Origin of the sequence: Nocardioides faecalis, assembly GCF_018388425.1 — a bacterium.
GTDB lineage: Bacteria > Actinomycetota > Actinomycetes > Propionibacteriales > Nocardioidaceae > Nocardioides > Nocardioides faecalis.
The window spans coordinates 2319894-2332312 of sequence record NZ_CP074406.1 but is presented as its reverse complement, the minus strand read 5'-3'; the positions used below and the strand labels follow the sequence as shown (position 1 = coordinate 2332312).

13 protein-coding genes are annotated in these 12419 nt (G+C 70.8%); 12 read left to right on the top strand and 1 reads right to left on the bottom strand.

Annotated features, from left to right (window positions below; all coding sequences use genetic code 11):
• The first annotated feature begins 180 nt into the window (after nucleotides 1-180).
• The 12 genes from ftsZ (at nucleotide 181) to KG111_RS10750 (ending at nucleotide 11909) form a co-directional block, all read left to right on the top strand.
• Nucleotides 181-1419 carry a cell division protein FtsZ gene (gene ftsZ, locus KG111_RS10805; RefSeq protein WP_205291802.1) on the top strand — a complete coding sequence of 413 codons (1239 nt, stop codon included), beginning with the start codon at nucleotides 181-183 and terminating at the stop codon, nucleotides 1417-1419.
• A 4-nt stretch (nucleotides 1420-1423) separates the two neighbouring features.
• On the top strand, nucleotides 1424-2161 hold the full coding sequence (pgeF, locus tag KG111_RS10800; protein ID WP_205291803.1) for a peptidoglycan editing factor PgeF: 738 nt from the start codon (nucleotides 1424-1426) through the stop codon (nucleotides 2159-2161).
• Nucleotides 2158-2859 carry a YggS family pyridoxal phosphate-dependent enzyme gene (locus tag KG111_RS10795; protein WP_205291804.1) on the top strand — a complete coding sequence of 234 codons (702 nt, stop codon included), beginning with the start codon at nucleotides 2158-2160 and terminating at the stop codon, nucleotides 2857-2859. Before pgeF ends, KG111_RS10795 begins: the two co-directional genes overlap by 4 nt.
• A gap of 61 nt (nucleotides 2860-2920) precedes the next feature.
• Nucleotides 2921-3421: a cell division protein SepF gene (locus KG111_RS10790; RefSeq protein WP_205291805.1), complete on the top strand. Its 501-nt coding sequence runs from the start codon at nucleotides 2921-2923 to the stop codon at nucleotides 3419-3421.
• Between the two features lie 65 nt (nucleotides 3422-3486).
• Nucleotides 3487-3780 carry a YggT family protein gene (locus KG111_RS10785; RefSeq protein WP_205291806.1) on the top strand — a complete coding sequence of 98 codons (294 nt, stop codon included), beginning with the start codon at nucleotides 3487-3489 and terminating at the stop codon, nucleotides 3778-3780.
• 86 nt (nucleotides 3781-3866) lie between these two features.
• On the top strand, nucleotides 3867-4658 hold the full coding sequence (locus KG111_RS10780) for a DivIVA domain-containing protein (protein WP_205291807.1): 792 nt from the start codon (nucleotides 3867-3869) through the stop codon (nucleotides 4656-4658).
• 164 nt (nucleotides 4659-4822) lie between these two features.
• Nucleotides 4823-5659 (top strand): TraR/DksA family transcriptional regulator, encoded by an 837-nt coding sequence (locus KG111_RS10775; protein ID WP_205291808.1) that lies wholly within the window; start codon nucleotides 4823-4825, stop codon nucleotides 5657-5659.
• Entirely contained in the window at nucleotides 5632-6231 is a 600-nt protein-coding gene (lspA, locus tag KG111_RS10770; protein ID WP_205291809.1) for a signal peptidase II, read from the top strand. The genes KG111_RS10775 and lspA overlap by 28 nt, the downstream gene beginning before the upstream one ends.
• A complete protein-coding gene (locus KG111_RS10765; protein WP_283770550.1) occupies nucleotides 6228-7166 on the top strand; it encodes an RluA family pseudouridine synthase in 939 nt (312 codons plus the stop codon). Before lspA ends, KG111_RS10765 begins: the two co-directional genes overlap by 4 nt.
• 4 nt (nucleotides 7167-7170) lie before the next feature.
• The gene (locus tag KG111_RS10760; protein WP_205291810.1) at nucleotides 7171-7626 is read left to right on the top strand and encodes a GNAT family N-acetyltransferase; all 456 of its coding nucleotides are present in this window, start codon (nucleotides 7171-7173) and stop codon (nucleotides 7624-7626) included.
• A 129-nt stretch (nucleotides 7627-7755) separates the two neighbouring features.
• On the top strand, nucleotides 7756-11310 hold the full coding sequence (gene dnaE / locus KG111_RS10755; protein ID WP_205291811.1) for a DNA polymerase III subunit alpha: 3555 nt from the start codon (nucleotides 7756-7758) through the stop codon (nucleotides 11308-11310).
• Complete coding sequence (locus KG111_RS10750) at nucleotides 11307-11909, top strand: hypothetical protein (protein ID WP_213449981.1); 603 nt, start codon at nucleotides 11307-11309, stop codon at nucleotides 11907-11909. Before dnaE ends, KG111_RS10750 begins: the two co-directional genes overlap by 4 nt.
• A gap of 7 nt (nucleotides 11910-11916) precedes the next feature.
• On the opposite strand, the gene ybaK is transcribed toward KG111_RS10750, so the two are convergent.
• A complete protein-coding gene (gene ybaK, locus KG111_RS10745) occupies nucleotides 11917-12411 on the bottom strand; it encodes a Cys-tRNA(Pro) deacylase (protein ID WP_205291813.1) in 495 nt (164 codons plus the stop codon).
• Between the last annotated feature and the right edge of the window lie 8 nt (nucleotides 12412-12419).

Here is a 12419-nt window from a genome sequence, read left to right as displayed (position 1 = left end):
GTGCCTACTGTCGTGGGAACGACGAGGTTGACATAACTATAACCCTCTACCTGAGGGTAAGGGTTTCGGGACACGCGGTGCGGCTGCTGGGGAAGGCGGCCCGCGCCGGCATCCCCGCCGACCTCGTCGAGACGACTACTGACATCGATACCGCCCCACACCCGGAGAGGTGAAGCCGCCGTGGCAGCTGCACAGAACTACCTGGCCATCATCAAGGTCGTCGGCATCGGCGGTGGCGGCGTCAACGCCGTGAACCGCATGATCGATGTCGGCCTCAAGGGCGTCGAGTTCATCGCCATCAACACCGATGCCCAGGCGCTGCTGATGAGCGACGCCGACGTCAAGCTCGACATCGGTCGTGAGCTGACCCGCGGCCTGGGTGCCGGCGCGAACCCCGACGTGGGCGGCCGCGCCGCCGAGGACCACGCCGAGGAGATCGAGGAGGTGCTCAAGGGCGCCGACATGGTCTTCGTGACCGCAGGCGAGGGCGGCGGCACCGGCACCGGCGGTGCTCCCGTCGTGGCCCGGATCGCCCGCTCGCTGGGCGCGCTGACCATCGGTGTGGTGACCCGCCCGTTCACCTTCGAGGGGGCGCGGCGCAAGAAGTCTGCGGACGAGGGCATCGATCGGCTCCGCGAGGAGGTCGACACCCTCATCGTGATCCCCAACGACCGGCTGCTGCAGATCTCCGACCGCAACGTGTCGATGCTGGACGCGTTCAAGCAGGCCGACCAGGTCCTGCTGCAGGGTGTCTCCGGGATCACCGACCTGATCACCACCCCCGGCCTGATCAACGTCGACTTCGCCGACGTCAAGGCCGTCATGAGCAACGCCGGCTCCGCCCTCATGGGCATCGGCTCCGCCCGCGGTGAGGACCGTGCGCTCGCCGCTGCCGAGATGGCGATCAGCAGCCCGCTGCTCGAGGCCTCCATCGACGGCGCCCACGGCGTGCTGCTCTCCATCGCCGGCGGCTCCGACCTCGGCATCTTCGAGATCAACGAGGCCGCCGCGATGGTCGCCGACGCCGTGCACGCCGAGGCCAACATCATCTTCGGCACGATCATCGACGACGCCCTCGGCGACGAGGTCCGGGTGACGGTGATCGCCGCCGGCTTCGACGGTGGCCTGCCCAAGCAGCGCCAGGAGACCTCGCTGCGCCGCGAGCGGGCCCAGGCGGCCCAGTCGACGCCCTCCCCGGCCGCGGAGGCCCGCTCCGCCGCCGCGCCGCGCCGCGAGGAGTCGTCCCGGTCCGCGCAGCCGGTCTCCTCGACCCCCGAGCGCCCCGCCGAGCGACCTGCAGAGCGCCCTGCCGAGCGCACCAAGCCGGCCGACCCGCAGCCCGTCGGCATGCGTCCCACGCCTGCGCCGATGCAGTTCGACGACGGCGACGACCTCGACGTCCCGGACTTCCTGAAGTAGGTCGGTGTACTCCCTGCGGATCTCGACGGGCCCCGTCGACCTGGCCTTCACGGACCGGTTCGGCGGGGTCAGTCCTGCACCCCACGACGAGCTCGACCTCGCGCTCGAGGGCGAGGGCGACGCCGCTGCCCGGGCGCAGAACCTGCGGCTGCTGCTCGACGACTTCGCCCCCGGCGACACCCTCGCCGACCTGCACCAGGTGCACGGGGCGGACGTCGTCACCCTGAGCGCTGAGACGCCCGCGCCTGAGCCGGGCCACCCGCCGCAGGCCGACGGCATCGTCACCACGCTGCCCGGCCACACGCTGATGGTCCGCGCCGCCGACTGCGTGCCCGTGCTGCTGGCCGACCCCGAGGCCCGCGTCATCGCTGCGGCGCACGCGGGCCGGCTCGGCCTGGTCCGGGGCGTCGTACCGGCCACGGTGGCCGCGATGCGCGCCCTGGGTGCCGAGAGCCTCACCGCATGGGTGGGGCCCTCCATCTGCGGCGGCTGCTACGAGGTGCCGGAGACGATGCAGGAGGAGGTGGCCGCGATCGTGCCGCAGGCCCGCGCCAGGACCACCTGGGGCACGCCGAGCCTCGACATCGGCGCCGGTGTGCGCGCCCAGCTCGAGGCCGACGGCGTGCAGGTCGTCGACGCCGGCCGCTGCACCCGCGAGTCGCCCGACCTGTACTCCTTCCGGCGCGACGGTGCCGCCGCCGGCCGCCAGGCCGGCGTCATCCGCCTCGGCGGTGCCCGGTGAGCCGCCCCGAGGAGCTCGCCGACGCGCTGGCGAAGGTGCGCGAGCGCATCGCGGCCGCCTGCCGGGCGGCGGGTCGCGGTGAGGACGAGGTCGGCCTCGTCGTGGTCACCAAGTTCTTCCCGGCCTCCGACGTGCGGCTGCTCGCCGGACTCGGCGTCACCGACGTGGGGGAGAACCGGCACCAGGAGGCACGCGCCAAGGCCGAGGAGTGCGCCGACCTCGGCCTGCGCTGGCACTACATCGGCGGCCTGCAGACCAACAAGGCCGCCGCGGTGGCCCGCTACGCCGACGTCGTCGAGTCCGTCGATCGTCCCGAGCTCGTCACCCGCCTCGCGCGAGGTGCCACCGAGACCGAGCGGCAGGTCGACGTGCTGCTCCAGGTGAGCCTCGACCCGCCCGCCGCTGAGCATCGCTTCGGTGCCGCCCCTGAGGCTCTCGGCGCCCTCGCCGAGAGCGTCGTGGCGGCCGGCGAGGCCCTGCGGCTACGCGGCCTGATGGCCGTCGCACCGCTGGGCGAGGACCCGGCCACGGCGTTCGCCCGGCTCGCCGAGGTGCGCGCGGCGTTCCTCAGCGACCACCCCGACGCGACCCTGCTCTCCGCCGGCATGAGCGGCGACCTGGAGCAGGCGATCTCGGCCGGTGCGACACACGTGCGCGTCGGCTCCGCGGTCCTCGGCCCGAGGCCACAAGTCCAGTAATGTCCACAACACCACCAGATGCTCCGGCCACGCCGGGGCACGGATCACGGAGGCAACTGTCATGAGCGGTGCGATGCGCAGGATCGGTGAGTACCTCGGCCTGCTGGAGGACGCCGGCTATGACGAGTACGACGAGGAGACCGCCGAGCGGCAGGCCGGCCCGCGCGACGCGCGCGAGCAGCGACCCGCCCGGCCCGTCCGCGCCGTGCCGTCGCCGAACGTGGCCGACCTGGAGGAGCGCCGTCGCCCCGTCGCGGCGGCTCCGCAGCCCGTCGTCGCAGAGCTCTCCCGGATCACGACCCTGCACCCCACGACGTACAACGAGGCGCGCTCGGTCGGCGAGGAGTACCGCGAGGGCGTGCCGGTGATCATGAACCTCACGGAGATGAACGACTCCGACGCCAAGCGGCTCGTCGACTTCGCGGCCGGCCTCATCTTCGCCACTCGCGGCAGCATCGAGCGGATCACCAACAAGGTCTTCCTGCTCTCCCCGCCGAACGTGAGCGTCGCGGCGGAGGACAAGCAGCGCATCGCCGACGGTGGATTCTTCAACCAGAGCTGAACCGGCGGTGCGCGTCGGTCGAGCCGGGTGCCCGGTGCTTCCGGCGCACCCGCTAGGTTGACGTCGTGAGCATCGCCGGCTGGATCATCGAGGGCGTCCTCTTCGTCTTCATCGGCTTCCTGTGGGTCCGGTTCATGACGGACTGGGTCCAGGTGTTCGCACGCAGCTGGGAGCCGCGTGGTGTGGTGCTGGTCTTCCTGGAGGCGGCCTACAGCGCCACCGATCCGCCGATCAACGCGCTCCGCAAGGTGATCAAGCCGATCCGTATCGGCAATTTCGCCCTTGACCTGAGCTTCATCCTCGTGATGATCCTGGCTTATGTGCTGCTCACGGTTAATCGCTCAGCACTGCTCGCCTGATCGGCAGGTGATGCGGCCTTCTCGCTATCAAGCGCTAAGGTTCGCTGAGAAACGTTTGTCCTGGTACTTCGAAGATAGGTGAGGTCATGCCGCTGACGCCTGAGGACGTGAGCAACAAGCGCTTTACGCCGGTCCGGCTGCGCGAGGGCTACGACATGGGCGAGGTCGACCAGTTCCTCGACGAGGTGGAGGCCGAGCTGGCTCGCCTCGTCCAGGAGAACGACGACCTCCGTGCGAAGCTCGCTGCTGCGCAGTCCGGCTCCGCGGCGGCTTACGACGCGCCGACGCAGCTTGCTCCGGTTCCCGAGATCGCTCCGGCCCCGGCTCCCGCGCCGGAGCCCGAGCCCGTCGTCGAGACGCCCGCGCCGGCTCCCGTCGCCGCTCCGGCTGCGCCCGAGCCGGCCGCCGCAACCGGTGTCCAGACGATTCGGGTCGAGACCGTCCCGGAGGCCTCCAACGCCGCCGCGCGGCTGCTCGAGATCGCCACGCGCAACGCGGACGAGCTCGTGGAGGACGCCAAGAACGAGGCCGACAAGATCGTCGGCGAGGCGCGCACCAAGGCCGAGCGGCTCGAGTCCGAGGCCAAGATGAAGGCCGACCGGCTGGAGTCCGACGCCCGCACCCGTGCCGAGATGCTCGACGGCGAGACCGCCGAGCGTCGTACGCAGCTGTTCGGGGACCTGGAGAAGGAGCGCGACAAGCTCTCGGCCGAGGTCGAGACGCTGCGTTCGTTCGAGCGTGAGTACCGCTCGCGGCTCAAGAGCTACTTCACCCAGCAGCTCGAGTCGCTCAAGGCTCCCGGCGACACCCTCGCCCCCGTCGAGGAGGCGCCGGCACCCAAGCGGCTGCGCTCCATCCTCGGTGAGGACGACGCCTGACCCCGTCGCGCTAGACGACGCGAACCGCCCGGCCCACCTCGTGGGCCGGGCGGTTTGCCTTTTCTCCTCGGAGAGTCTGCTTGGTGTGCTATGGCACAGTCACTAGCCTCCGCATCACACCCGCCGCCCGCTGGGCCTGAGGTGACCTGCCCGAGGAGTCAGGAATGACCCGAAGCACCAAGAAGTCGTTGGCCACCCAGGCCGCATCTGCGGCCCGGAAGATCATTCGCCCGCGCAAGCCCGGCGCCGCCGACCCCGCCGCCCCGGAGAAGAAGGCGGCATCCGCGAAGAAGTCGGCACCCGCGAAGAAGTCGGCACCCGCGAAGAAGTCGGCACCCGCGAAGAAAGCCGCTCCCGCGGCCAAGGCGGCCCCCGCGAAGAAGACGGCCCCCGCGAAGAGCGCGGCGGCGAGCAGGACGGCACCCAAGCCGAAAACCACCACACCGATCTCGGCGGTGCAGAAGAAGACCGCCTCTGCGAGACAGAAGGAGGCACCGGTGGCGAAGAGCACTCCGGCGAAGAAGGCGTCTGGGACGCCCGCCATCGTGAAGAAGTCCGGATCCGGCCCGACGGCGCGGTCCGCCCCGCGCACACGCCGCGCGGCACCCGACGACCTCGTCGTCCTCGAGGGCGAGGAGGCCTGGTCGGAGGCCGACCTCGCCGAGGTGCTGGCCGAGCTGCACGAGCAGTACGCGCACAGCGAGGAGGTGCTCCAGGCGCAGGAGGCTGACCTCAGCGGGTTGCTGCGCGACCCCGGTGACGGTGCGGGGCAGGACCAGGCCGACGTCGGGGCGACCAGCTTCGAGCGCGACCACGAGCTCACCGTGGTCAACCACGAGCGGGAGAAGCTGGCGCAGATCGAACGGGCGCTGGCCCGGATCGAGGACGGCACGTACGGCGTGTGTGAGGCGTGCGGCAACCCCATCGGCAAGATGCGGTTGATGGCCTTTCCCCGTGCCACACTGTGCATGACATGCAAGAAGCGCGAGGAACGACGGTAGGCGACCGCAGCGAAGGATCGTCCCCGGGCCGGTTCATCGCCTCACCTCGCAGCTGGCTGCTCTTCGCGGTCGTCGCCCTCGTGCTGCTGGTCGTGGACCAGGTCACCAAGGTCCTGGCCGTGCGCCACCTGACCGACCGTGACGACATCGAGCTGGTGGGCGAGCTCCTGCAGCTCCACCTCACCTACAACCCGGGTGCCGCGTTCAGCCTCGGCACCGGGTTCACGGAGGTGCTGTCCGCTCTCGCGGTCGCCGCGACCGTGGTGGTGCTGTGGATCAGCCGTCGCGCCGCGAGCAAGGTGTGGGCACTCGGGCTCGGGCTGCTGCTGGCCGGCATCGTCGGCAACCTCCTGGACCGCATCTTCCGTGACCCCGGACCGTTCCGCGGTCACGTCGTCGACTTCCTGATGCTGCCGAACTGGCCCGTCTTCAACGTCGCCGACATGTGCATCAACGTCGGCGTCGCGGTGGTGCTGCTCCAGGTGCTGCGCGGCGTCGCCCTGGACGGCACCCGCGTCCCCGCCGACGCGCCCGACGACAAGGCCGACCAGGACGGCGAGGAGAACCCGTGACCAGCATCGACCACCGCACCCTGTCGGTGCCCGACAGCCTCGAGGGCGAGCGGATCGACGTGGTGATGGCCCAGCTGTTCGGCCTCTCGCGCACCCGCGCGGCCGAGCTGGTCGCCGCCGAGCACGTGCGCCTCGACGGCGACCTGGTGCAGGGCAAGAGCGAGCGGGTGTTCTCCGGCGCCGTGCTCGACGTGTCCATCCCGGCCGAGAACGACGCGCTCGCGATCGTCCCCGAGATCGTCGAGGGCATCAAGATCATCCACGACGACGACTCCATCGTCGTGATCGACAAGCCGGTGGGCGTCGCGGTCCATCCCTCGCCCGGCTGGCGGGGACCCACCGTGGTCGGGCACCTGGCCGGAGCGGGCTTCCGGATCTCCACCTCGGGGGCCAAGGAGCGCGAGGGCATCGTGCAGCGCCTCGACGTGGGCACCTCGGGCGTGATGGTGATCGCCAAGTCCGAGCGCGCCTACTCGGTGCTCAAGAACGCCTTCCGGCACCGCACGGTGGACAAGACCTACCACGCCCTCGTGCAGGGCCACCCGGACCCGCTCAGCGGCACCGTCGACGCCCCGATCGGTCGGCACCCCGGCGCCGACTACCGGTTCGCTGTGATGGAGGGCGGCCGGGCGAGCGTCACCCACTACGAGACGCTCGAGGCGCACCGCTTCGCCAGCCTCCTCGAGGTGCACCTGGAGACCGGTCGCACCCACCAGATCCGGGTGCACATGTCCGCGCTGCGGCACCCCTGCTGCGGCGACCTGACCTACGGCGCGGACCCGACGCTGGCCAAGCGCCTGGGCCTGACCCGGCAGTGGCTGCACGCGGTCAAGCTCGGCTTCGAGCACCCCGACGGCGGCGAGTACGTGACGTACTCCTCGACGTACCCCGACGACCTCGCGCACGCGCTCGAGGTCATCCGCGACAGCGACTGAGGCGGTGCCCGCGCCGACCGACGACCTCGGCCTGCGCCCGGCAGTGCCCAGGGACGTGCCCGGGATCGTCCGGGTGCACCTGCGAGCCCGCGCGGCCGCGCCGATGCCTGCACCCGTGCCGGGCGACGCCGAGGTGGCGCGATGGTTGGGCTCGCGGATCGGCCAGGACGAGACGTGGGTGGCCGAGGTGGCCGGCGAGGTCGTCGGCTACGCACGGTTCACCCGCACCTGGCTGGACGACCTGTACGTCGACCCGGACCACGCCGGCGCCGGGATCGGCTCGGCGCTGCTGGACGTCGTCAAGGCCCGCCACCCGGGCGGCTTCGGGCTGTGGGTCTTCGCCTCGAACACCCCTGCGCGGGCCTTCTACGCCGTCCACGGGCTGCTCGAGCGCGAGCACACGGACGGCTCCGCGAACGCCGAGCAGGAGCCCGACGTACGCATGGAGTGGCCGGGCTGAGGAGGTTCCTCGACCGTCGGAGGCACCTGGCAGGATCAGGGTCTTCGGTCACGTAGGCTGGGGCCCTTCCCCGAGCGACCGACCGCTGGAAACGACCGCTGGAACACGCTGAGGAGTCACGAACCACACATGGCTGCTGCCGGGGACTTCGCGCACCTGCACGTCCACACCGAGTACTCCATGCTCGACGGGGCGTCGTTGCTCGACGGACTGTTCACCCGGGTCAACGACCTGGGCATGACGTCGATCGCGATGACCGACCACGGCAACCTGCACGGTGCCTACGACTTCTACTCCAAGGCCCGCAAGTACGGCGTGAAGCCGATCATCGGCATCGAGGCCTACGTCACCCCGGGCACGTTCCGCGGTGAGCGGCGGCGCGTGCGCTGGGGCAAGGGGGATGCGGCCGAGGAAGGCGGCGACGACGTCGCCGGCGGCGGCGCGTACACCCACATGACCATGTGGGCGGAGAGCACCGCCGGGATGCACAACCTGTTCCGGCTCTCCTCGCGCTCCAGCCTCGAGGGCTACTACTTCAAGCCCCGCATGGACAAGGAGATCCTCGCCGAGCACAGCGAGGGGATCATCGTCTCCACCGGCTGCCCCAGCGGCGCCATCCAGACCCGGCTGCGCCTGGGCCAGTACGACGAGGCCGTCCGCGAGGCCACCGAGCTGCAGGACATCTTCGGGCGCGACAACGTGTTCCTGGAGCTGATGGACCACGGCATCTCCATCGAGAAGCGGGTCCGCGACGACCTGCTCCGGCTGGGCAAGCAGCTCAACATCCCGCCGATCGCGACGAACGACTCGCACTACAACAACCCCGAGGACGCCGACGCCCACGACGCGCTCATCTGCGTCGCCTCCGGCAAGCGGCTCTCCGACACCAACCGGCTCAAGTTCGACGGCGGCGGCTACTACATCAAGTCCGCCGCCGAGATGCGCGAGCTGTGGGCCGACCGGTTCGGCATGCCCGAGGCGTGCGACAACACCCTCGCGATCGCCGAGCGGTGCGAGGTCGAGTTCACCGAGTCGACCGGTGGCTACATGGCGCGCGCCGACGTGCCCGCCGGCGAGACCGAGGACTCCTGGTTCCGCAAGGAGGTCTGGCGCGGCATCGAGATGCGCTACCCCGGCGAGAGGCTGACCCAGGACGTCAAGGACCGGGTCGAGATGGAGCTCGCGATCATCTCGCAGAAGGGCTACTGCGGGTACTACCTCGTGGTCGCCGACTTCATCCAGTGGTCCAAGCGCAACGGCATCCGGGTGGGCCCGGGTCGTGGTTCGGGTGCGGGCTCCATCGCGGCGTACGCGCTGAGCATCACCGACCTGTGCCCGCTGGAGCACGGGCTGTTCTTCGAGCGGTTCCTCAACCCCGAGCGCCCCTCGATGCCCGACTTCGACATCGACTTCGACGACGCGCGTCGCGGCGAGGTCATCGCGTACGTCTCCGAGAAGTACGGCGCGGAGCGTGTCGCCCAGATCGCCACCTTCGGCCGGCTCAAGGCGAAGGCCGCGATCAAGGACGCCGCCCGCGTGCTGGACCACGGCTTCGCGATCGGCGACAAGATCACCAAGGCGCTGCCCGCCGACGTGATGGGCAAGGGCGTCCCGCTCAAGGAGCTCTTCAACCCCGAGCACAAGCGCTACAACGACGGCGGCGAGTTCCGCGCGCTCTACGAGTCCGACCCCGACGTCCGCACGATCTACCAGACCGCGGTCGGCCTCGAGGGTCAGATCCGCAACTGGGGCGTGCACGCGGCCGGCGTGATCATGTCCAGCGAGCCGCTGATCGACATCGTGCCGATCATGGCCCGCCCGCAGGACGGCGCGGTGATCACCCAGTTCGACTACCCGATGTGTGAGTCGCTGGGCCTGGTCAAGATGGACTTCCTGGGTCTGTCCAACCTGCGCATCCTCGAGGACGCGCTGATCAACATCGAGGCCAACCGCGGGGAGAAGGTCGTCCTCGAGGAGCTGCCCTTCGACGACCGGGCGACGTACGAGCTCATGGGACGCGGGGACACCCTCGGCGTTTTCCAGCTCGATGGTGGCGGCATGCGGGCGCTGCTGCGCTCGATGCAGCCGGACAAGTTCGCCGACATCACGGCCGTCTCGGCGCTGTACCGCCCCGGTCCGATGGGTGCGGACTCGCACAACAAGTACGCGCGCCGCAAGAACGGCCGCGAGCCGATCGACCCGATCCACCCCGCGCTGGAGGAGGCGCTCGAGCCGGTCCTGGGGGAGACGTACGGCCTGATCGTCTACCAGGAGCAGGTCATGGCGATCGCCCAGGTGCTCGCCGGCTTCACCCTCGGTGCCGCAGACAACCTGCGCCGCGCCATGGGCAAGAAGAAGAAGGAGGAACTGGACAAGCAGTACGCCGGCTTCGCCGCCGGCATGCTCGAGCGGGGCTACCCGCAGGACGCCATCGACACCCTGTGGGCGATCCTGCTGCCCTTCTCCGACTACGCGTTCAACAAGTCGCACTCCGCGGCCTACGGCGTCATCACGTACTGGACCGCCTACCTCAAGGCGAACTACCCGACCGAGTACATGGCCGCCCTCCTGACGTCCGTCAAGGACGACAAGGACAAGATGGCGATCTACCTCAACGAGTGCCGCCGGATGAAGATCCAGGTGCTGCCGCCCGACGTGAACGAGTCCGCCCACGACTTCACCGCCGTGGGCCGCGACATCCGCTTCGGCCTGACCGCCATCCGCAACGTCGGTTCCAACGTCGTCGACGGCGTGGTGTCCGGCCGCGAGGAGAACGGCCGGTACGCCGACTTCAACGACTTCCTGTCCAAGGTCCCCGCCCACGTGTGCAACAAGCGGGTCATCGACTCGCTGATCCGGGCCGGCGCGTTCGACGACATGAAGCACAAGCGCCGCGCGCTGGTGGCGATCCACGAGACCGCCGTGGACCAGTACGTCGACATCAAGCGCAACGAGGCCATCGGCCAGGACTCCCTGTTCGCCGGGCTCGGCGACGACGACGCCGACGGCGGGTTCGGGGTGAGCGTGCCCATCCCCGACCTCGACGAGTGGGACAAGATGACGCTGCTCGGCCACGAGCGCGACATGCTCGGGCTCTACGTCTCCGACCACCCGCTGCTCGGGATGGAGCACGTGCTCTCGAACGGCACCGACTGCACCATCGGGCAGCTGGTCACGGACGAGGACCGCCCGCACAACGCGCACGTCACCGTCGCCGGGCTGGTGACCTCGGTGCAGCGCAAGATCACCAAGAACGGCGACCCGTGGGCGACCGTCACCCTGGAGGACCTCGAGGGTGCCATCGACGTGCTGCTGTTCCCGAGCTCCTACCGGCTCGCGTCGCCGTACCTCATCGACGACGCGATCATCCGGGTCCGCGGCCAGCTCGACAAGGAGCGCGACACCCCGCAGCTGCGCGGCCAGGAGGTCACCGTCCCCGACCTGGACAAGGGCAGCGACGGCCCGGTCGTGATCAGCCTGCCCTCCACCCGGTGCACCGCGCCGGTGGTGGCGCAGCTGCGTGAGGTGCTCTGCACGCACCCCGGCCTGACCGAGGTCCGGCTGCAGCTGCTGAGCCGTGAGTCCACCAAGGTCATGCGGCTGGGGGACAATCTGAGGGTGAGCCCCAGTCCCGCGCTCTTCGCCGACCTCAAGCAGCTGCTCGGGCCGGGGTGCCTGAGTTGAGCACCCCGCCGCCTGCCGCTGGGGCTCGTCCGCGTCCGGCGGGCCCGCTGCTCACCGTCCCGGTGGCGCTGGGGGCGGGCCTCGGCCTGCTGGCGGGCTGGTTGTGGTGGACCTGGTGGGGGCCGGCGCCGACGGGGAAGATCTTCGAGACCCGGGTGGGCCTGCGCTGGTACCCCGACCCCTTCGACGCCGGGATCGCCCGCGACTTCGACGGCACGGCGACCTTCGTGATCCTCGGCCTCGGGCTCGGGGTGCTGCTCGGGGTGGTGGCCGGTGTGCTGTGCCGACGCGCCGCGGTGCCCGGCCTCGTCGCGGCGCTGGTAGGAGCCGTCGTCGCCACGGTCGCGATGGTGCTGGTCGGCACGGCGCTCTCCCCGCCGGACCCCGCCACCCTGGTCTCCGGCCGTGCCGCGGGCGACACGCTGCCCGGCCACCTGCACGTCGGCGGCTGGACGCCGTACCTGGCCTGGCCGGTGGGCGTGGCGCTGGGCTACTTCGCGGTGATGATCGCCATCCTCAACCCTCGCGAGGCCCAGGGGCAGCCCTCCACCGCCGCCGGAGACCCCGCCGGTCCGTCCGCCGACGTCCGTCGGGCCTGAGGGTTCCTCAGCCGCGCGCGATGTCGGCGACGCCGGCGTCGGTGAGCCGCATCAGGTCACCGGGCGCCAGCTCGATCTCCAAGCCGCGCCGACCCGCGGAGACGAACACCGTGGGGTGCGCCAGCGCGGAGGCGTCGAGCACGGTGGGGTGCGCCCGGCGCTGGCCCAGCGGCGAGATCCCACCGACGACGTAACCGGTGGCACGCTCGGCCGCCTTGGGCTCGGCCATCACCGCCCGGCGCCCGCCGACGGCGCGGGCCAGCGCCTTGAGGTCGAGCTGGCCGGACACGGGCACGACGGCGACCACCAGGGCGCCGTCGACGTCGGCGAGCAGCGTCTTGAGGACCCGCGCCGGGTCGTTGCCCAGGGCCTGGGCCGCCTCCACGCCGTACGACGCCGTCGAGCGGGGGTCGTGCTCGTACTCGTGCACGGTGAACTCCACCCCGGCCGCGCTCGCCGCCGTCGTGGCCGGCGTGGCCCCGGCCTGCTTCCGCTTCGCCATCAGCGTCG